Here is a 17,596-nt window from a genome sequence, read left to right as displayed (position 1 = left end):
TCGTTCCGCAGGGCGGAACGGGTGGGCACGGCCGACAGCGCCGGGTGCGCCGCCCCCAAGCCCAGGTGCGGCCGACGCAAAGCGCTCAGGTGCGGCCAACCGCAAGGCGCCCAGGCGCGGCCAACGCAAGGCGCTCAGGCGCGGCCAGCGCCACGCGTGAAGCCAACGGCACGCCCTCGCGGCCGAAGCCGACCGCAGGGGAGCCGTAGAATCGCCTCACCATGGCTTACCTCGACCACGCCGCGACCACCCCGATGCTCCCGGAGGCGGCGGAGGCATTCACCGCCCAGTTGAGCATCACGGGCAACGCCTCCTCCCTCCACGCATCCGGCCGCCAGGCACGCCGCACGGTCGAGGAATCCCGCGAAACCCTCGCGGAAGCCCTCGGCGCCCGCCCCAGCGAGGTCGTCTTCACCTCCGGCGGCACCGAGGCCGACAACCTCGCCGTCAAGGGCCTGTACTGGTCCCGCCGCGACGCCGACCCGGCCCGCACCCGCATCCTGGCCAGCCCCGTCGAGCACCACGCCGTACTGGACGCCGTGCACTGGCTCGGCGAGCACGAGGGCGCCACCGTCGAGTACCTCCCGGTCGACTCCCACGGCCGCGTCCACCCCGAGGCGCTGCGCGAGGCCGTCGCCCGCAACCCCGCCGACGTCGCCCTGGCCACCGTGATGTGGGCCAACAACGAGATCGGCACGGTCATGCCGATCCGGGAACTGGCCGACGTCACCGCCGAGTTCGGCATCCCGCTGCACGCCGACGCGGTCCAGGCATTCGGCCAGGTCCCGGTCGACTTCGAGGCCTCGGGCCTGGCCGCCATGACCGTCTCCGGGCACAAGATCGGCGGCCCGTACGGCATCGGCGCGCTGATCCTCGGCCGCGAGCACACCCCCGTACCCGTCCTGCACGGCGGCGGCCAGGAGCGGCATGTGCGCTCCGGCACGCTGGACGTCCCGGCCATCGCCTCCTTCGCCGTCGCCGGCCGGCTCGCCGCCGAACAGCGCGAGTGGTTCACGCGCGAGATCGGCGCCCTGCGGGATCAGCTGATCGACGCCGTGCGCCGCGCCGTACCGGACGCGATCCTCGGCGGCGACCCGGCGCCCGAGGGCCGGCTCCCGGCCAACGCCCACTTCACGTTCCCCGGCTGCGAGGGCGACTCCCTGCTGCTCCTGCTGGACGCCCAGGGCATCGAGTGCTCCACCGGCTCCGCCTGCACCGCTGGCGTCGCCCAGCCCAGTCATGTCCTCCTCGCCACCGGCACCGACCCGGACCTGGCCCGCGGCACCCTGCGCTTCTCCCTCGGCCACACCTCCACGGAGGCGGACGTCGAGGCCGTGGCCAAGGCGATCGGCCCGGCGGTGGAACGCGCCCGCGCGGCCGGGCTCACGTAGCCGCGCGGGGGGACGCGGCCGTCCCGGCCTTCTCCCGCTCGGCGCGGACCAGGCGCAGGTACCGGTCCCAGTCCCAGAACCGCCCCGGATCGGTGTGGTCCGTCCCCGGCACCTCGACGTGCCCGATGATGTGCTCACGGTCCACGGGTATGCCGTACCGCTCGCATATCGCCGCGGTCAGCCGCGCCGAGGCCGCGTACATCTCGTCCGTGAAGGACGAGGCGTCCTCCACGAAGCCCTCGTGCTCTATGCCGACGCTGCGTTCGTTGTACTCCCGGTTGCCCGCGTGGAAGGCCACGTCCAGCTCCCGGACCAGCTGGGTGACCCGCCCGTCCTTGCGCACGATGTAGTGCGCCGCCGCCCCGTGCCCCGGGTCCCGGAAGACCTTCACCGCGGACGCGTAGCCGCCCTGGGTGACATGGATGACCACCCGGTCCACCCGGTAGTCGGACGGCCGGTCCGCGAGCCGGTAGTTCGCCGCCGAGGCACCCACCCAGCGCGCGCCCCGGAAGTCCACCGCGCCCGCCACCCGCGACTTGTCCACCCCGGGCATCCGCCACCACAGCCGGGACAGCTCCTCCCGGGCCAGCACGGCCGTGCCCACGGCCGCCGCCGCCCCGCCGACCAGCAGGGCCCGCCGCCCCAGCCGCCGGTCCGTGTCGTCCTTCGCCGTGCCCATGTCCGCCCCCGTCGCCGCCGGTGTCGCCGGCCCCGTCGTCACCCTCTGCGATCGTCAACGGATATCAGGCCGACGCGGTTCCCGCGCCCCGTACCCTGGAAGGGCTATGACTGACACCCCGCAGCGCACCCGCCCCCTCCGCGTCCTCGCCGCCATGTCCGGCGGGGTCGACTCCGCCGTCGCCGCCGCGCGCGCCGCGGAAGCAGGCCACGACGTCACCGGCGTCCACCTCGCGCTCTCCGCGAACCCGCAGTCGTTCCGCACCGGCGCGCGGGGCTGTTGCACCATCGAGGACTCGCGCGACGCCCGCCGCGCGGCCGACGTCATCGGCATCCCGTTCTACGTCTGGGACCTCGCCGACCGCTTCCGCGAGGACGTCGTCGAGGACTTCGTCGCCGAGTACGAGGCCGGCCGCACCCCGAACCCGTGCCTGCGCTGCAACGAGAAGATCAAGTTCGCCGCGCTGCTGGACAAGGCGCTGGCCCTCGGCTTCGACGCGGTCTGCACCGGCCACTACGCCAAGGTGATCCTGAACCCGGACGGCTCCCGCGAACTGCACCGCGCCTCCGACATGGCGAAGGACCAGTCCTACGTCCTCGGTGTGCTGGACGAGAGGCAGCTCGCGCACGCGATGTTCCCGCTCGGCGACACGGTCACCACCAAGGAGGAGATCCGCGCGGAGGCCGAGCGCCGGGGCCTGGCCGTGGCCAAGAAGCCCGACTCGCACGACATCTGCTTCATCGCCGACGGCGACACCCAGGGCTTCCTGGCCAAGCGGCTCGGCAAGGCCGAGGGCGACATCGTGGACGAGTCCGGCGCCAAGCTGGGCACGCACGAGGGCGCGTACGGCTTCACCATCGGCCAGCGCAAGGGCCTGCGGATCGGCACCCCGGCCCCGGACGGCAAGCCGCGCTACGTCCTGGACATCTCCCCGGTCACCAACACCGTCACCGTCGGCCCGGCCGACGCCCTGGACGTCACCGCCCTCACCGCGATCAAGCCCCGCTGGTGCGGCACCGCCCCCGCCGGCCCCGGCACCTACACCGCCCAGCTGCGCGCCCACGGCGGCGAGACCGAGGTGACCGCAGAGCCGGTCGACGGCGCCCTGCGCGTGACGTTCACCGAGCCGGTCCGCGGCGTCGCCCCCGGCCAGGCGATCGTCCTGTACGACGGCACGCGCGTGGTGGGCTCGGCGACGATCGCGTCGACCACGCGCGCGACGGCCGCCGCGGTCTGAACCGGCCTCCTTCCCGCGGGCAACGGCACGCCTAGCCCGTGAAGAACTCCGCCAGCACCGGCCCCAGCACGTCCGGTTCCACCGCGTGGGTCTGGCCCTCCAGGACCCGGTACGTGCCCTGGGGCACCGTCTCGGCGATCTCCCGGGACGCCTCGCGCATCCACTCCGGGCTCGCGCCACCCGCGACCGCGAGCACGGGCACACCGATCGCGGCGAGCCGGTCCCGGGGGAGCAGGCCGTCGCCCATGACCGCGTCGTCGTGGGCGAGGCTGGGGGCGACGGCCTCCATGCCGGCCCACATCGGCGACTCCCGGGCGCGCTGGATCATCTCCTCGCCGAGGCCCGTCAGGCGCAGGAACAGCTCCACCGCGTCCCCGAGCCGGTCCTCGCCGAGTGCCTTGCCCAGCTGCTCCTTGTAGGTGGCCTCACGCGCGGCACCGCCCGCCAGGTGGTCGGCGTACGGCACCTCGTAGACCGCCGCGCGGGCGACGGGCAGCCCGCTCGCCGCCGCGCGCAGGACCAGCGCGCCGCCCGAGGAGACCCCGAAGAGCGCCGTTTCGCCGCCCACCGCGTCGGTCAGCGCGGCCAGGTCCTCGATCTCGCGGTCGACGTCGTACGGTGCCGTGTCGCCGCTCGCGCCGCGGCCCCGGCGGTCGTAGACGACGGCCGTGCAGCGGTCCGCGAGGCGCCGGGCCAGGGGCGCCACGGTGCCGCCGGTGGACATCGCGCCGCTCACCAGGATCACCGTGGGCCCCTGGCCGATCACTTCGTACGCGAGGGAGGTGCCGTCGCGGGAAGTCGTCTTCTTGTCCATGGCCGTGCAGACTGCCGCACGGCGCGGCAGTCATCGGTCACGACACGGCGGTGCCGGGGGTGGTCATACGACCTCGGTGTCGTAGAAGCAGTAGTGGTCCTTGATCTCCGCCACCCCGTCCTTGGGGTCCGGATACGCCCAGACGAGGTCCGGCGCGTCCGGCAGCGACCAGTAGGACGCCGTGCCCTTGAAGGGGCACACGGTGTGCGTGTCGGACGGCGTCAGCAGATCGAGCCGGACGTCCTCGGCGGGGATGTAGTACCTGACCGGGCAGCCCGTCTCGCGCAGTTCCAGGGGCCGGTCGGACTCCGCGAGCACCTGGTCGCCGCGCACCACGCGCACGTGCCGCTCGCTCTTCTGGATCGTGATCGTGTGTCCTTGGGTCATACCGGTTCAGCGCCGGGACGGGCCGCGCTTCTTCCCGTCCGGCGCGGGGACCGTACGGTAGAGGCCATGAACATCTGTGTCTTCCTGTCCGCCGCCGACCTCGACGAGCGCTACACACGCCCCGCGCGCGAGTTCGCGGAACTGCTCGGCAAGGCCGGCCACACGCTCGTCTGGGGCGGTTCCGACGTCGGTCTGATGAAGGTGGTCGCCGACGGCGTGCAGGAGGCGGGCGGCAGGCTGCTGGGCGTCTCCGTGGAGTTCCTGGCGAACAAGGCGCGGCCCGGCGCCGACGAGATGTTCGTCGCGGCCGACCTCGCCGAACGCAAGAAGCTGCTGCTGGAGAAGGCCGACGCCGTGGTGATCATGGTGGGCGGCACCGGCACGCTGGACGAGGCCACCGAGATCCTGGAGCTGAAGAAGCACGGCCGCACCGAGAAGCCGGTCGTGCTGCTGAACACGGCGGGCTTCTACGACGGCCTGCGCGAGCAGTTCCGCCGCATGGAGGCCGAGGGCTTCCTGCCCCGTCCGCTGGCCGAACTGGTCTTTTTCGCCGACGAGCCGGCGGGGGCCCTGGCGTACCTGGAGGCCGCGACATGAGCGGCCACCGCCGCGGGGCTCCGCGTCCGGTGATGCGAGCATGGCGGTCATGGCTACTCATGTGATCACCGGGGCGGGCTCCGGCATCGGCGCGGCCGTGGCCCGCCGGCTGCACGCGCGCGGGGACGAGATCGTGCTGCACGCGCGCGACGCGGGCCGCGCGAAGGAACTGGCGGCCGAGTTCCCCGGCGCGCGCACCCTCGTCGGCGACCTGGCGGACCCGGACAAGCTGTCCTGGGCGTTCTCCCACCAGACGCTCCCGGACCGGGTCGACTCCCTGCTGCACATCGCCGGAGTCGTCGACCTCGGCGAGGTCGGCGACCTGACCCCGAAGTCCTGGCGCCACCAGCTCAACGTCAACCTGATCGCCCCCGCCGAGCTGACCCGGCACTTCCTGCCGCAGCTGCGCGCGACCCGTGGCCATGTGATCTTCGTCAACTCCGGCGCCGGCCTCTCCGCCAGTGCCGGCTGGTCCGCGTACGCCGCCTCCAAGCACGGTCTGAAGGCCCTCGCCGACTCCCTGCGCCAGGAGGAGCACGCGAACGGCGTCCGCGTCACCTCGGTCTACCCGGGCCGCACCGCGAGCCCCATGCAGGCCAAGGTGCACCAGCAGGAGGGCAAGGAGTACGACCCGTCGAGGTGGATCCACCCCGAGTCGGTCGCCACGACGATCCTGACCGCCCTGGACCTGCCGAGGGACGCGGAGATCAACGACCTGACGGTACGTCCGGGGCGCTGACCTCGGCCGGGGGGTTCCGTAGGCTTCCCTGGTGAGCGAAAACAGCCAGTTCAGCTTCCCGGGGGCCACCGGTGTCGGTTCCCTGCCCGGCGGGGACGCGAGGGAAGCCGCCAAGACCGCCACTGGATCCTTCGAGGACTTCCCGTTCCTCCCGGAGCTGCCCGCGCGCGGGCCCGGCGCCGACATGATCGGCCGGACCGCCGGGATGCTGGTCGAGCTGTACGCCCGCGTGGAGCCCAGCGGGTGGCGGCTCGGGGACCGGCCGGGCCGGGACACCAGGCGGGCCAGGTCCTGGCTCGTCGAGGACCTGGACGCCCTGGAGGAGTTCACCCAGGGCTACGAGGGCGACCTGAAGGTGCAGGCCGTCGGGCCGTGGACACTGGCCGCCGCCCTGGAGCTGAAGAACGGCGAGGCCGCCCTGTCGGATCCCGGCGCCTGCCGGGACCTCGCCGCCTCGCTCGCCGAGGGGCTGCGGCTGCACCTCGCCGAGGTGCGGCGCCGCGTCCCGGGCGCCCGGATCGTCCTCCAGCTCGACGAGCCCTCCCTCACGGCCGTCCTGCGCGGACAGGTCCGTACGGCGAGCGGCTACCGCACCCACCGGGCCGTGGACCGGCAGATCGTGGAGGCCACGCTCCGCGACGTCGTCGGCGCGCACGCCGGCGGGCCGGTGGTGGTGCACTCCTGCGCCCCGGACGTGCCGTTCGCCCTGCTGCGGCGGGCCGGCGCGGCGGCCGTCTCCTTCGATTTCGCGCTCCTCACCGAGCGTGACGACGAGGCGGTCGGCGAGGCCGTGGAGGGCGGCACGCGGCTGTTCACCGGTGTCGTGCCGGGCACGGACGGCCCGTTGTCAGACCCTGCCGGTAGCGTCATGGGTGTCAGGACGTTGTGGCGCAGGCTGGGGCTGCACCCGGGGCTGCTCGCGGAGGCCGTCACGGTGACCCCGCCGTGCGGGCTGGCGGGCGCTTCCCCCGCGTACGCGCGCCAGGCGCTCGCCCACTGCGTCCGGGCGGCGAGATCCCTCGCGGACAACCCTGAGTAACGGGAGGACAACACGGTGGCCGGCGACAAGCAGGCGGAGACGACGGCGGTGCCCGCCGAGGCCCGCGACAAGCACGCGCAACTGGCGGAGCAGGTCGAGGAGCACCGCTTCCGGTACTACGTGAAGGACGCTCCCGTCATCAGCGACGCGGAGTTCGACCAGCTCCTCAAGTCCCTGGAGGCCCTGGAGGAGCGGTACCCGGAGCTGCGCACCCCGGACTCGCCGACCCAGAAGGTCTCGGGGTCGTACGAGACGGAGTTCACGGCGGTCGAGCACCGCGAGCGGATGCTCTCGCTCGACAACACGTTCAACGACGACGAGCTGGCCGCCTGGGTCGACCGTGTCGCCAGGGAGCTGGGCGACCAGACGTACCACTTCCTGTGCGAGCTGAAGGTGGACGGCCTCGCGGTCAACCTCACCTACGAGAAGGGCCGCCTCACGCGCGCGGCCACCCGCGGCGACGGCCGCACCGGTGAGGACATCACGCCGAACGTCCGGACGATCGCGGAGATCCCGGACCGCCTGGCGGGCGACAAGGTGCCCGACCTGGTGGAGATCCGCGGCGAGGTCTACTTCCCGATGGAGAAGTTCCTCGAACTGAACGAACGCCTGGTCGCGGCCGGCGACAAGCCCTTCGCCAACCCCCGCAACGCCGCCGCCGGTTCGCTGCGCCAGAAGGACCCGCGAGTCACCGCGACCCGCCCGCTGCACATGGTCGTCCACGGCATCGGCGCCCTGGCGGGCTTCACGGGCATGACCCGGCTCTCGCAGGCGTACGACCTGCTGAAGACCTGGGGCCTGCCCACCTCCCCGCACAACCGCGTGGTCGACGACCTCGCCGGCGTACGGGAGTTCATCGCGTACTACGGCGAGAACCGCCACTCCGTCGAGCACGAGATCGACGGTGTCGTGGTCAAGCTGGACGAGATCCGCCTCCAGGGCCGGCTCGGCTCCACCGCGCGGGCGCCCCGCTGGGCGATCGCCTACAAGTACGCGCCGGAGGAGGTCAACACCAAGCTCGTCGACATCAAGGTGGGCGTCGGCCGCACGGGCAGGGTCACGCCGTACGCGCAGGTCGAGCCGGTCACGGTCGCGGGCAGCGAGGTGGAGTTCGCCACCCTGCACAACCAGGAGGTCGTCAAGGCCAAGGGCGTGCTCATCGGCGACACCGTGGTGCTGCGCAAGGCTGGTGACGTCATCCCGGAGATCCTCGGCCCGGTGGTCGACCTGCGGGACGGCAGCGAGCGGGAGTTCGTGATGCCGGGCGAGTGCCCCGAGTGCGGGACGCCGCTGCGGCCCATGAAGGAGGGCGACATCGACCTCCGCTGTCCCAACGCCCGTACCTGCCCCGCCCAGTTGCGGGAGCGGGTGTCCTATCTCGCCGGCCGGGAGTGCCTGGACATCGAGCACTTCGGCGCGGTGGCCGCCGCCGCGCTCACGCGCCCGCTGGAGCCCGCCGACCCGCCGCTGGTGGACGAGGGCGACCTGTTCGACCTGACGGTGGAGAAACTGCTGCCCATCAAGGCCTATGTCCTCGATCCGGACAGCGGTCTGCCCAAGCACGACCCGAAGACCGGCGAGGAGAAGGTCGTCACGGTCTTCGCCAACCAGAAGGGCGAGCCGAAGAAGAACACCCTGGCCCTGCTGGCGAACATCGAGGCGGCCAAGTCCCGTCCGCTGGCCCGCTTCCTGAACGGGCTGTCGATCCGGCACGTGGGGCCGGTGGCCGCGCAGGCCCTCGCGCGCGAGTTCCGGTCCATCGACCGCATCGAACAGGCGACCGAGGAGGAGCTGGCGGCCACCGACGGCGTCGGCCCCATCATCGCCGCCGCGCTCAAGGAGTGGTTCGCCGAGGACTGGCACCGCGAGATCGTCCGCAAGTGGAAGGCCGCGGGCGTCCCCCTGGAGGACGAGTCCTCCGGCGAGGAGGAGGGGCCGCGTCCGCTGGAGGGGCTCACGGTCGTCGTCACCGGCACGCTGGAGAACTTCACCCGGGACGGCGCGAAGGAGGCATTGCAGCGCCAGGGCGCGAAGGTGACCGGTTCGGTGTCGAAGAAGACCGCATTCGTCGTTGTGGGTGACAACCCCGGATCGAAGTACGACAAGGCCATGCAACTGAAGGTTCCCGTGCTGAACGAGGACGGTTTCGGCGTCCTCTTGGAGCAGGGCCCCGAAGCGGCGGCCGAAGTCGCGCTTCCGACCGGGGAGTAGCGGTTGAAGGCCACCCGATCGGCGCATATCAGATGCATACGGGTGGCCCGGGCGCATTCGGGCAACCGTCGGAGACCGCTGCCCGTGGAAGCCTTCCGCGGCCTACTGTTGAGGTGTGCGCCTGCCGTGCCCAGCTACGGCTGGGGCACCTCCGTGCCTTCCAGAGGCGCGGAGAAGGTTTCTTCGACGCGGAGCTGCTGATGGTTGTCGGGCATCGGGCCGCGTGGCGTGGGCACCGCCGGCTGTGAGAGGGACGGGAATGGAACCGACCGAGAGCGCCGCCCCGGACTCATGGCTGCGCCTGCGCCGCCGTGCGGGCGTGTGGCGGGGGAACCGATGGACCGGACGGGCCGACGCGCGCACGGCCGTGCGGCCACGCCCCGCCGGACCGGGCACCGCCGGCGAGGCCCGCACGCCCCTGTCCGCCGTCGCGCCGGCCTCCGGCCTGGCCGGCGCCGACACCGAACGGCACCTGTCCGGGACCGCCTTGCCCGCGGCCGTCGTGGCCGCCGCCGGGTTGGTCCTGGGCGCCGGCTTCTACCGCGCCTACGCCGGCCACCACGCCCTCTTCCCCGGCGGCACGGTCGGCTGGTCGCTGGCCCTGCTCACCGGCGTCATCGTCGGCCACCTCGTGATGCTGGGCCGCGCCCGCTGGTGGGGCGGCACCGGATCGGGCGCCGCCCTCACCCTCGCCGTCCTGCTGCTGTACGGCTGGGTGCCCGCCGGCCTGGTCAGCCTCACCGTCGTCGTCCTGGTCGGCATCGCCCGCCGCATCCGCTGGCGGCAAGGGGTGCTGCACGGCGCGGTGGACATCCTCGGCATCGGCGTCGGCGCCCTGCTGCTCGGCGCGTTCGGCAACGTCCCGAGCGTCGAGGAGCCCTGGCGGCCCGACATCTGGAGCGTCACCACGGCACCCGAGATCGTGCTGGTCGCGGTCGCCTACCTCGCCGTCAGCCGCGGCCTGCTGTGGTACCTGAACGCCCCCCGCGGCGGCGGGATGCCCACCGTCGCCCGCACCGCCCTGGTCCGGCAGGGCCTGGTCGCCGTCGCCCTGCTCGGCATCGCGCCCCTGCTGTGCGTGGTCGCCGTCGCCCAGCCGATCCTCCTCCCGCTGTTCGCCATCCCGCTCATCGCCCTGGACTCCACGCTGTGGATGGCCCGCGCCCGCGCCGAGGAGCAGCTGCGCGACCCGCTGACCGGGCTGCCCAACCGGCAGTGGCTGCTGGAGCGCATCTGGACCGCCCTGGACGACGCCGACCGCATCGGGGCGCGCGCCGCGCTCATGCTCATCGACCTCGATCGATTCCGGTCGGTGAACGACACCCTCGGTCATCTGGCCGGTGACCGGCTGCTGCTCCAGATCGCCGACCGGCTGCGGCTCGCCCTGCCGCGCGGCGCCGAGGCCGCCCGGCTCGGCGGTGACGAGTTCGCCGTCTTACTGCCCGTAGCCGACTCCACCACGTCGGCCGCCCGGGTCGCCCGCGGCCTCGTCTCCGCCCTCAGCTCCCCGCTCGACCTGGACGGACTCACCCTCGTCCTGGAGGCCAGCGCCGGCGTCGCCGTCTTCCCCGACCACGCGCTCGACGCCGAAGGGCTCCTGCGCCGCGCCGACGTCGCGATGTACCAGGCGAAGAGGGACCGTACGGGCGTCGAGGTGTACGAGTCCAAGCGGGACTCCAACACCCCGGACCGCCTCGGCCTGCTGGGCGACCTGCGCCGGGCGCTGGACGCGCACGAGGTGCAGCTCCACTACCAGCCCAAGGTCCGCTTCGACGGACAGGTCGCCGGCCTGGAGGCCCTGGTCCGCTGGGTGCACCCCGAGCGCGGGAAGGTGCCGCCGGACGAGTTCATAGCGATAGCCGAGTCCTCGGGGCTGATGCCCCACCTCACCGAGTACGTCCTGGAGACCGCGCTCGGCCAGGTCGCCCGGTGGCGTGCACAGGGCCTGCGGGTGCCGGTCGCCGTCAACGTCTCCCCGCGCGATGTGCACACCCCCGGATTCGCCGGATCGGTCGCCGCGCGCCTCGCCCGGCACGGCGTCCCCGCGGGAGCGCTCCAGCTGGAGATCACGGAACACGTGCTGCTGGAGGACCCGCAGCGGGCCGCCGACACCCTCGCCGGGCTCACCGGACACGGCGTGAAGATGTCCCTCGACGACTTCGGCACCGGGTACTCGTCGCTGGTGCACCTACGGCGGCTCCCCGTCAGCGAGCTGAAGATCGACCGCTCCTTCGTGGCCCGGCTGGCCGTCGACACCCAGGACGCGGAGATCGTGCGCTGCACGGTGGATCTCGCGCATTCGCTGGGTCTGCTGGTCGTCGCCGAGGGGGTCGAGGACGACGAGACGTGGGAGCGGCTGCGGGACCTGGGCTGTGACGCGGTGCAGGGGTGGCTGGTCGCCGCGGCGATGCCGCCCGAGGAGACCACGGCGTGGCTGCTGGCGCGGGGCTCCCGTGGTTGGCAGCGCCCGCGCGCCGCGTTGCCCGCGGCGGAGTAGTCCACCGGCCGGTCCGCGGCCGGCTAGCGCCCCGCGAAGTGGCCGACGAGCAGGGCCAGGCGTGCCTCGTGCGCGTGCTCCGGCAGTCTGCCGCTCCGCATCAGCGTCACCAGCCCGTGCAGCCCCGCCCAGAACGTCTCCGTCAGCAGCCCGAGGTCATCGCCCTCGGCCGCGATCGGCTCCACCACGAGGCGCAGTTCGGTGAAGGCGTCCCACAGCGGGGCCGGCGCCTCCTCCGTGGCGAACGGCAGGTCCACCAGGTGGGTGAACATCGCGTCGTAGAGGGCGGGCCGGCGCCTGCCGAAGGACGTGTACGTCTCCGCCACCGCCGCCAGTGCCCCCCGCGTGCCCCGCGCCGCCGTGCGGGCCCGCCGTAGCTCCGTCGCCAGGTCGGCGCACCCCTGCACCGCGACCGCCGCCATGATCGCGTCCTTGCCCTTGAAGTGGCTGTAGAGGACCGGCTGGCTGTACTCGATCTCGGCGGCCAGCCGGCGTGTGGTCACCGCGTCCCAGCCCTCGGCCTCGGCCAGTTCCCGAGCGGCCGTGACGATCAGCCGCTCCCGTTCCGCTCGTTCGCGCTCCCGGCGCGTCTGGATCGACATGGCCACGATTCTAGCAACGCTAGCCAATCTGTCGATGCTCTGCTAGCTTCGCTCTCACACCTAGCGCTGCTAGAAAACGATGGGGGAGACAGCACATGACCGTCACCGCGTACACCCTGGCCGTCCTGCTCGACCTGTTCTGCGTGTTCCTCGCCTACCGGTTCTGGTTCCAGCCCGGCCCCGCGGCGGCCGGCTACGGAGTCCCCGCCGACCCGCACGGCGACGCCCGCGCCTACCTGTCGGTCAAGGGACTCAGGGACGGCACCCTCGGGCTGGTGGGCCTCGCCCTGCTCGCCTTCGCCGGAGCCCGCGCCGAGGCCTGGTTCATGGTCTGCGTCGCGCTCGTCCCGCTCGTCGACACGCTGATAGTTCTGCGCAACGGCGGCCCGAAAGCCGTCGCCTTCGGGATCCACTTCGCCACCGCGGTCGTGGTACTGATCAGTGCCGGACTGCTCTTCGCGGTCTGATCCACACAGCGGTCCGATCACACAGCGGTCCGACCACGCAGCGGTCCGATCACCAGACAAGGGGGATGTGTCATGTCGCTGTTCGTGCCCGAGTTCGACGACACCGTGCTCGTCCGGGGCGCCGAGGCCGAGGTCGTCGGCGGCGCGCCCGTCGCCGTCAAGCTGCTGGCCGACAGCAGCGCCAGCGGCGGCGCGCTGTCCACCGTGCGCGTCACGCTCGCCGAGGGCGCCGACGGGGCCCGGCCGCATGTGCACCACAACTCGGCCGAGATGTTCTACCTGCTCGACGGCGAGGCCGAGGTGCTGTCCGGCGACGACGTCGTCACCGCCGGGCGCGGCGACCTGATCATCGTGCCGCCGGACAGGCCCCACGCCTTCGCCGCCGCCCCCGGCAGCACCGCGGACCTGCTCATCGTCATCACCCCGGGCGTCGAGCGCTTCGAGTACTTCCGCCACCTCCAGCGCATCCGCCTCGGCGAGGTCACCCCGGAGAGCCTGCTGGAGGTCCAGGAGCTGTACGACAACCACTTCCTGAGGAGCGACGCCTGGGACGGGCGGCGCCGCTGAGGCCGGGGCCGGGGGAAACCGTTTCACGGTCACAGCGCCCCGCCCCATAGGATTGGGACTGGTCGTCCCGTCCCCGTCTGTCGCGCGACGCCCGGCACGTACGCTCGCCGCGTTGCCGAATCGTCCACGTGGCTCCGCCACGAGGACGCTCCGGCGCCTTGCGATCGCACGCACCAGCCGCCGCGCGACCCGCCCTTCGGGCGGACGACGGGAACGGGACGACCAGCCCCCGGCCCGAACCACACACACTCACCCCAGAGGATCGCTGCATGCCTGGCATCACGCGCGAGGAGGTCGCCCACCTCGCCCGGCTGGCGCGTCTGGAGCTGAAGCCCGAAGAACTCGATCACTTCGCGGGACAGCTGGACGACATCATCGGCGCGGTCGCCCGCGTCAGCGAGGTCGCCGACCAAGACGTACCGCCGACCTCCCACCCGCTGCCGCTGACGAACGTCATGCGGCCGGACGAGGTCCGTCCCTCGCTCACCCCCGAGCAGGCGCTCTCCGGCGCCCCGGCACAGGAGCAGCAGCGTTTCAAGGTGCCGCAGATCCTGGGGGAGGAGTGACCGCCATGACGGACAAGAACAGCATCATCAGGCTCACCGCGGCCGAGACCGCCGCGAAGATCGCCTCCGGCGAGCTGACGGCCGTCGAGGTCACCGAGGCCCACCTCGCCCGGATCGAGGCGGTCGACGAGAAGGTGCACGCCTTCCTCCACGTCGACCGCGAGGGCGCCCTCGCCCAGGCCCGTGCCGTGGACGAGAAGCGGGAGCGCGGCGAGAAGCTCGGCCCGCTGGCCGGCGTCCCGCTCGCGCTCAAGGACATCTTCACCACCGAGGGCGTGCCTACGACCGTCGGCTCGAAGATCCTGGAGGGCTGGATCCCGCCGTACGACGCGACGCTCACCAAGCGGCTCAAAGCCGCCGACGTCGTCATCCTCGGCAAGACCAACATGGACGAGTTCGCCATGGGGTCGTCGACGGAGAACAGCGCCTTCGGCCCGACCGGCAACCCGTGGGACCTCACCCGGATCCCCGGCGGTTCCGGCGGCGGCTCCTCCGCCGCGCTGGCCGCGCACATGGCCCCGCTCGCCATCGGCACCGACACCGGCGGTTCGATCCGCCAGCCGGCCGCCGTCACCGGCACGGTCGGTGTGAAGCCGACGTACGGCGCGGTCTCCCGCTACGGCATGGTCGCGTTCTCCAGCTCGCTCGACCAGGGCGGCCCCTGCGCCCGCACGGTGCTCGACGCGGCGCTGCTGCACGAGGTCATCGCCGGGCACGACCCGCTGGACTCCACCTCCATCGACGCCCCGGTCCCGCCGGTGGTCGAGGCCGCGCGCAACGGCAGCGTCGCGGGCATGCGCGTCGGCGTGGTCAAGCAGTTCCGCGGCGAGGGCTACCAGGCGGGTGTCATCCAGCGCTTCGACGAGTCGGTTGCGCTGCTCAAGGAGCTGGGCGCCGAGATCGTCGAGCTGGACTGCCCGTCCTTCGACCTCGCCCTGTCGGCGTACTACCTGATCGCCCCCTCCGAGTGCTCCTCCAACCTCGCCCGCTTCGACGGCCTGCGCTACGGCCTGCGGACCGGCGACGACGGCACGCACTCCGCCGAGGAGGTCACCTCCCTCACCCGTGAGGCGGGCTTCGGCCCCGAGGTGAAGCGCCGCATCATGCTCGGCACGTACGCCCTGTCGAGCGGTTACTACGACGCGTACTACGGCAGCGCCCAGAAGGTCCGCACGCTGATCAAGCAGGACTTCGACAAGGCCTTCGAGCAGGTCGACGTGATCGTCTCCCCGACGACCCCGACCACCGCCTTCGCGATCGGCGAGCGCGCCGACGACCCGATGGCGATGTACCTCGCGGACCTGTGCACCATCCCGACCAACCTGGCGGGCAACGCGGCCATGTCCCTGCCCTGCGGGCTCGCCCCGGAGGACAACCTCCCGGTCGGCCTCCAGATCATCGCCCCGGTGATGAAGGACGACAGGCTGTACAAGGTGGGCGCCGCCGTCGAGGCCGCCTTCGTGGAAAAGTGGGGTCACCCGCTGCTGGAGGAGGCACCGTCGCTGTGAGCGCACTGACCAAGGCCAAGGGCTTCAAGAAGTCCAAGTCCGGTACGTACCTGTCCATGGCCGCCACCGCGTTCGGCGCGGTCGGCGCCGCCAAGCAGATCAAGAAGGCCCGCGCCGAGAACGACACGCTGCGGCTCGTCGACGCCGTCGTCACCGCCGCCGGCATCGTCACCGGCCTCGCCATCCTCTACCGCGAGCTGAAGCGGCTGGGCGACGACGACGTCCTGCTGGGCTGAGAGGGAAGTTTTCACCGTGACCACCACGACCGACCTGGTGTCGTACGAGGACGCGCTGGCGTCGTACGACCCCGTCATGGGCCTTGAGGTCCATGTCGAACTCGGCACCAAGACCAAGATGTTCTGCGGCTGCTCGACGGCGCTCGGCGCCGACCCGAACAGCCAGACCTGCCCGGTCTGCCTCGGCCTGCCCGGCGCGCTCCCGGTCGTCAACGCGACCGGCGTCGAGTCCGCGATCAAGATCGGCCTCGCGCTGAACTGCGAGATCGCCGAGTGGTGCCGCTTCGCCCGGAAGAACTACTTCTATCCGGACATGCCGAAGAACTTCCAGACCTCCCAGTACGACGAGCCGATCGCCTTCAACGGCTACCTCGACGTGCAGCTGGAGGACGGCGAGGTCTTCCGCGTGGAGATCGAGCGCGCCCACATGGAGGAGGACACCGGCAAGTCGACGCACGTCGGCGGCGCCACCGGCCGTATCCACGGCGCGTCCCACTCCCTGCTGGACTACAACCGCGCCGGCATCCCGCTGATCGAGATCGTCACCAAGCCGATCGTGGGCGCCGGCGAGCGCGCCCCCGAGGTGGCGAAGGCGTACGTCCGCGAGCTGCGCGAGCTGATCCGCGCGCTCGGCGTGTCCGAGGCCCGCATGGAGATGGGTCAGATGCGCTGCGACGTCAACCTGTCGCTGATGCCCAAGGGCGCCGACAAGTTCGGCACGCGCTCGGAGACGAAGAACGTCAACTCCCTGCGCTCGGTGGAGCGTGCGGCCCGCTTCGAGATCCAGCGGCACGCGGCCGTCCTCTCCGGCGGCGGCACGATCGTCCAGGAGACCCGTCACTTCCACGAGGACACCGGGTCCACCACCTCGGGCCGCGTGAAGGAGGAGGCCGAGGACTACCGGTACTTCCCGGAGCCCGACCTGGTGCCGGTCGCGCCCGCGCGCGAGTGGGTCGAGGAGATCCGCGCGGCGCTGCCCGAGCTGCCGCTGGCCCGCCGCACCCGGCTGCTGGCGGAGTGGGGCATCTCCGCGACCGACATGCAGGCGATCCTCAACGCCGGCGCGCTGGACCCGATCGTCGCCACCATCGACGCCGGTGCCGACGCGGCCTCCGCCCGCAAGTGGTGGATGGGCGAACTGGCGCGCAGTGCCAACGAGTCCGGCAAGGCCCTGGAGGAGCTGGCGATCACGCCGCAGCAGGTGGCCCGGGTCACCGAGCTGGTCGCGAAGGGTGACCTGAACGACAAGCTGGCCCGCCAGGTCATCGAGGACGTCCTCGCCGGCGAGGGCACCCCGGACGAGGTCGTCGACAAGCGCGGTCTGAAGGTCGTCTCCGACGACTCCGCGCTCGGCACGGCCGTCGACGAGGCCATCGCCGGCAACCCGGCCATCGCGGACAAGATCCGCGGCGGCAAGGTGGCCGCGGCCGGCGCCCTGGTCGGCGCGGTCATGAAGGCCACCCGCGGCCAGGCCGACGCGGCCCGCGTCAAGGAGCTGATCCTGGAGAAGCTGGGCGTCAGCGAGGGCTGACAGCAGGCGGTGTACGGCCCCGGAGGGCGTCCCTCCGGGGCCGTACGGCCAGGTACGGCGTCCCACGACCCGGGCGAACCCCAGCAGGCGCCCCTGGTCGGCGGTCAGCAGCTCCACCGGGTCGCGTGCCGGCCCGGCCGTGAACTCGCTCGCCCGGAACCCGGTCCCAGTGGGCCGTGAGGTGCTCCGGCGGCCCGGCCCCGGCGATCTCCTCCCGCGCCGACGGCACCACCACCCCGATCCGCCCGCCGGGCTCCAGCAGCCGGGCCGGGGTGGGCAGGTACAGGTCGTTCGTGCCGGCCGCACCCGCCTCGGCGAGGCGTACGGCGTTCTCGTCCGGCTTCACCCACAGGTCGGCCGCGGTGACCTGGAGGCCGTACTCCCTGGCCGGGTAGACGGAGGTCATGGCCCGTCCGCAGCCGAGGTCGAGCACCCGGGCGCCGGCCACTCCAGCAGCCACAGCGCGTGCGGGCCCGGCTGGTCCTCGATGCAGCCGCAGGCACCGCCCCGCACCAGGATTTCCCGGCC

18 protein-coding genes are annotated in these 17,596 nt (G+C 72.5%); 13 read left to right on the top strand and 5 right to left on the bottom strand.

Translation table 11 applies throughout. The annotated features are described in order from the left end of the window. Nucleotides 1-221 precede the first annotated feature (221 nt). The gene (locus tag IE294_RS34630) at nucleotides 222-1,391 is read left to right on the top strand and encodes a cysteine desulfurase family protein (protein ID WP_189892774.1); all 1,170 of its coding nucleotides are present in this window, start codon (nucleotides 222-224) and stop codon (nucleotides 1,389-1,391) included. Here the strand turns inward: IE294_RS34630 and IE294_RS34625 are convergent. Continuing rightward, nucleotides 1,384-2,070 (bottom strand): N-acetylmuramoyl-L-alanine amidase, encoded by a 687-nt coding sequence (locus IE294_RS34625; protein WP_189892868.1) that lies wholly within the window; start codon nucleotides 2,068-2,070, stop codon nucleotides 1,384-1,386. The two genes, IE294_RS34630 and IE294_RS34625, sit on opposite strands and share 8 nt — an antisense overlap. Nucleotides 2,071-2,176: 106 nt before the next feature. On the opposite strand from IE294_RS34625, the gene mnmA reads away from it, so the two are divergent. After that, nucleotides 2,177-3,307: a tRNA 2-thiouridine(34) synthase MnmA gene (gene mnmA, locus IE294_RS34620; RefSeq protein ID WP_189892772.1), complete on the top strand. Its 1,131-nt coding sequence runs from the start codon at nucleotides 2,177-2,179 to the stop codon at nucleotides 3,305-3,307. Between the two features lie 31 nt (nucleotides 3,308-3,338). On the opposite strand, the gene IE294_RS34615 is transcribed toward mnmA, so the two are convergent. Together IE294_RS34615 and IE294_RS34610 are read right to left on the bottom strand one after the other, a co-directional pair. After that, complete coding sequence (locus IE294_RS34615) at nucleotides 3,339-4,121, bottom strand: alpha/beta fold hydrolase (RefSeq protein ID WP_189892770.1); 783 nt, start codon at nucleotides 4,119-4,121, stop codon at nucleotides 3,339-3,341. A 63-nt stretch (nucleotides 4,122-4,184) separates the two neighbouring features. Beyond that, nucleotides 4,185-4,508, bottom strand: a complete 324-nt coding sequence (locus IE294_RS34610) for a DUF427 domain-containing protein (RefSeq protein ID WP_189892768.1) — start codon at nucleotides 4,506-4,508, stop codon at nucleotides 4,185-4,187. Nucleotides 4,509-4,574: 66 nt separating this feature from the next. Here IE294_RS34610 and IE294_RS34605 point away from each other — a divergent pair, with 66 nt between their 5' ends. The 5 genes from IE294_RS34605 to IE294_RS34585 all read left to right on the top strand — a co-directional run bounded on the left by IE294_RS34605 (nucleotide 4,575) and on the right by IE294_RS34585 (nucleotide 11,591). After that, entirely contained in the window at nucleotides 4,575-5,105 is a 531-nt protein-coding gene (locus IE294_RS34605) for an LOG family protein (RefSeq protein WP_189892765.1), read from the top strand. 40 nt (nucleotides 5,106-5,145) lie between these two features. Beyond that, nucleotides 5,146-5,844, top strand: coding sequence for an SDR family oxidoreductase (locus IE294_RS34600; RefSeq protein ID WP_189892764.1), 699 nt, complete (start codon nucleotides 5,146-5,148; stop codon nucleotides 5,842-5,844). 31 nt (nucleotides 5,845-5,875) lie between these two features. After that, nucleotides 5,876-6,883 carry a methionine synthase gene (locus IE294_RS34595; RefSeq protein WP_189892762.1) on the top strand — a complete coding sequence of 336 codons (1,008 nt, stop codon included), beginning with the start codon at nucleotides 5,876-5,878 and terminating at the stop codon, nucleotides 6,881-6,883. A gap of 15 nt (nucleotides 6,884-6,898) precedes the next feature. Continuing rightward, entirely contained in the window at nucleotides 6,899-9,094 is a 2,196-nt protein-coding gene (gene ligA / locus IE294_RS34590) for an NAD-dependent DNA ligase LigA (RefSeq protein WP_189892760.1), read from the top strand. 259 nt (nucleotides 9,095-9,353) lie between these two features. Further along, the gene (locus IE294_RS34585) at nucleotides 9,354-11,591 is read left to right on the top strand and encodes a putative bifunctional diguanylate cyclase/phosphodiesterase (RefSeq protein ID WP_189892758.1); all 2,238 of its coding nucleotides are present in this window, start codon (nucleotides 9,354-9,356) and stop codon (nucleotides 11,589-11,591) included. A gap of 23 nt (nucleotides 11,592-11,614) precedes the next feature. Here IE294_RS34585 and IE294_RS34580 read toward each other — a convergent pair whose 3' ends face one another. Continuing rightward, the gene (locus tag IE294_RS34580) at nucleotides 11,615-12,193 is read right to left on the bottom strand and encodes a TetR/AcrR family transcriptional regulator (RefSeq protein WP_059264140.1); all 579 of its coding nucleotides are present in this window, start codon (nucleotides 12,191-12,193) and stop codon (nucleotides 11,615-11,617) included. Nucleotides 12,194-12,288: 95 nt separating this feature from the next. Here IE294_RS34580 and IE294_RS34575 point away from each other — a divergent pair, with 95 nt between their 5' ends. The 6 genes from IE294_RS34575 to gatB all read left to right on the top strand — a co-directional run bounded on the left by IE294_RS34575 (nucleotide 12,289) and on the right by gatB (nucleotide 17,068). Then, nucleotides 12,289-12,660, top strand: a complete 372-nt coding sequence (locus IE294_RS34575) for a DUF4267 domain-containing protein (protein ID WP_014675149.1) — start codon at nucleotides 12,289-12,291, stop codon at nucleotides 12,658-12,660. Nucleotides 12,661-12,732: 72 nt separating this feature from the next. Further along, nucleotides 12,733-13,227, top strand: a complete 495-nt coding sequence (locus IE294_RS34570) for a cupin domain-containing protein (RefSeq protein WP_189892756.1) — start codon at nucleotides 12,733-12,735, stop codon at nucleotides 13,225-13,227. 269 nt (nucleotides 13,228-13,496) lie between these two features. Further along, a complete protein-coding gene (gatC, locus tag IE294_RS34565) occupies nucleotides 13,497-13,793 on the top strand; it encodes an Asp-tRNA(Asn)/Glu-tRNA(Gln) amidotransferase subunit GatC (protein ID WP_004925108.1) in 297 nt (98 codons plus the stop codon). Between the two features lie 5 nt (nucleotides 13,794-13,798). Further along, entirely contained in the window at nucleotides 13,799-15,301 is a 1,503-nt protein-coding gene (gene gatA, locus IE294_RS34560) for an Asp-tRNA(Asn)/Glu-tRNA(Gln) amidotransferase subunit GatA (protein WP_189819285.1), read from the top strand. Beyond that, nucleotides 15,298-15,537: a hypothetical protein gene (locus IE294_RS34555; protein ID WP_014675152.1), complete on the top strand. Its 240-nt coding sequence runs from the start codon at nucleotides 15,298-15,300 to the stop codon at nucleotides 15,535-15,537. The genes gatA and IE294_RS34555 overlap by 4 nt, the downstream gene beginning before the upstream one ends. 16 nt (nucleotides 15,538-15,553) lie before the next feature. Then, nucleotides 15,554-17,068 carry an Asp-tRNA(Asn)/Glu-tRNA(Gln) amidotransferase subunit GatB gene (gene gatB, locus IE294_RS34550; protein WP_189892754.1) on the top strand — a complete coding sequence of 505 codons (1,515 nt, stop codon included), beginning with the start codon at nucleotides 15,554-15,556 and terminating at the stop codon, nucleotides 17,066-17,068. On the opposite strand, the gene IE294_RS34545 is transcribed toward gatB, so the two are convergent. Further along, the gene (locus IE294_RS34545) at nucleotides 17,055-17,528 is read right to left on the bottom strand and encodes an SAM-dependent methyltransferase (protein WP_373315896.1); all 474 of its coding nucleotides are present in this window, start codon (nucleotides 17,526-17,528) and stop codon (nucleotides 17,055-17,057) included. The genes gatB and IE294_RS34545 overlap by 14 nt on opposite strands. Between the last annotated feature and the right edge of the window lie 68 nt (nucleotides 17,529-17,596).

This window comes from Streptomyces canarius (assembly GCF_014650735.1).
GTDB lineage: Bacteria > Actinomycetota > Actinomycetes > Streptomycetales > Streptomycetaceae > Streptomyces > Streptomyces olivaceoviridis.
The sequence above is the reverse complement of the archived record's forward strand: the minus strand, read 5'-3'. Positions and strand labels throughout refer to the sequence as shown.

Coding starts and splice junctions, on each gene's coding strand:
- IE294_RS34630 (WP_189892774.1), top strand. CDS start 222: ATGGCTTACCTCGACCACGCCGCGACCACCCCGATGCTCCCGGAGGCG.
- IE294_RS34625 (WP_189892868.1), bottom strand. CDS start 2,070: ATGGGCACGGCGAAGGACGACACGGACCGGCGGCTGGGGCGGCGGGCC.
- mnmA (WP_189892772.1), top strand. CDS start 2,177: ATGACTGACACCCCGCAGCGCACCCGCCCCCTCCGCGTCCTCGCCGCC.
- IE294_RS34615 (WP_189892770.1), bottom strand. CDS start 4,121: ATGGACAAGAAGACGACTTCCCGCGACGGCACCTCCCTCGCGTACGAA.
- IE294_RS34610 (WP_189892768.1), bottom strand. CDS start 4,508: ATGACCCAAGGACACACGATCACGATCCAGAAGAGCGAGCGGCACGTG.
- IE294_RS34605 (WP_189892765.1), top strand. CDS start 4,575: ATGAACATCTGTGTCTTCCTGTCCGCCGCCGACCTCGACGAGCGCTAC.
- IE294_RS34600 (WP_189892764.1), top strand. CDS start 5,146: ATGGCGGTCATGGCTACTCATGTGATCACCGGGGCGGGCTCCGGCATC.
- IE294_RS34585 (WP_189892758.1), top strand. CDS start 9,354: ATGGAACCGACCGAGAGCGCCGCCCCGGACTCATGGCTGCGCCTGCGC.
- IE294_RS34580 (WP_059264140.1), bottom strand. CDS start 12,193: ATGTCGATCCAGACGCGCCGGGAGCGCGAACGAGCGGAACGGGAGCGG.
- IE294_RS34575 (WP_014675149.1), top strand. CDS start 12,289: ATGACCGTCACCGCGTACACCCTGGCCGTCCTGCTCGACCTGTTCTGC.
- IE294_RS34570 (WP_189892756.1), top strand. CDS start 12,733: ATGTCGCTGTTCGTGCCCGAGTTCGACGACACCGTGCTCGTCCGGGGC.
- gatC (WP_004925108.1), top strand. CDS start 13,497: ATGCCTGGCATCACGCGCGAGGAGGTCGCCCACCTCGCCCGGCTGGCG.
- gatA (WP_189819285.1), top strand. CDS start 13,799: ATGACGGACAAGAACAGCATCATCAGGCTCACCGCGGCCGAGACCGCC.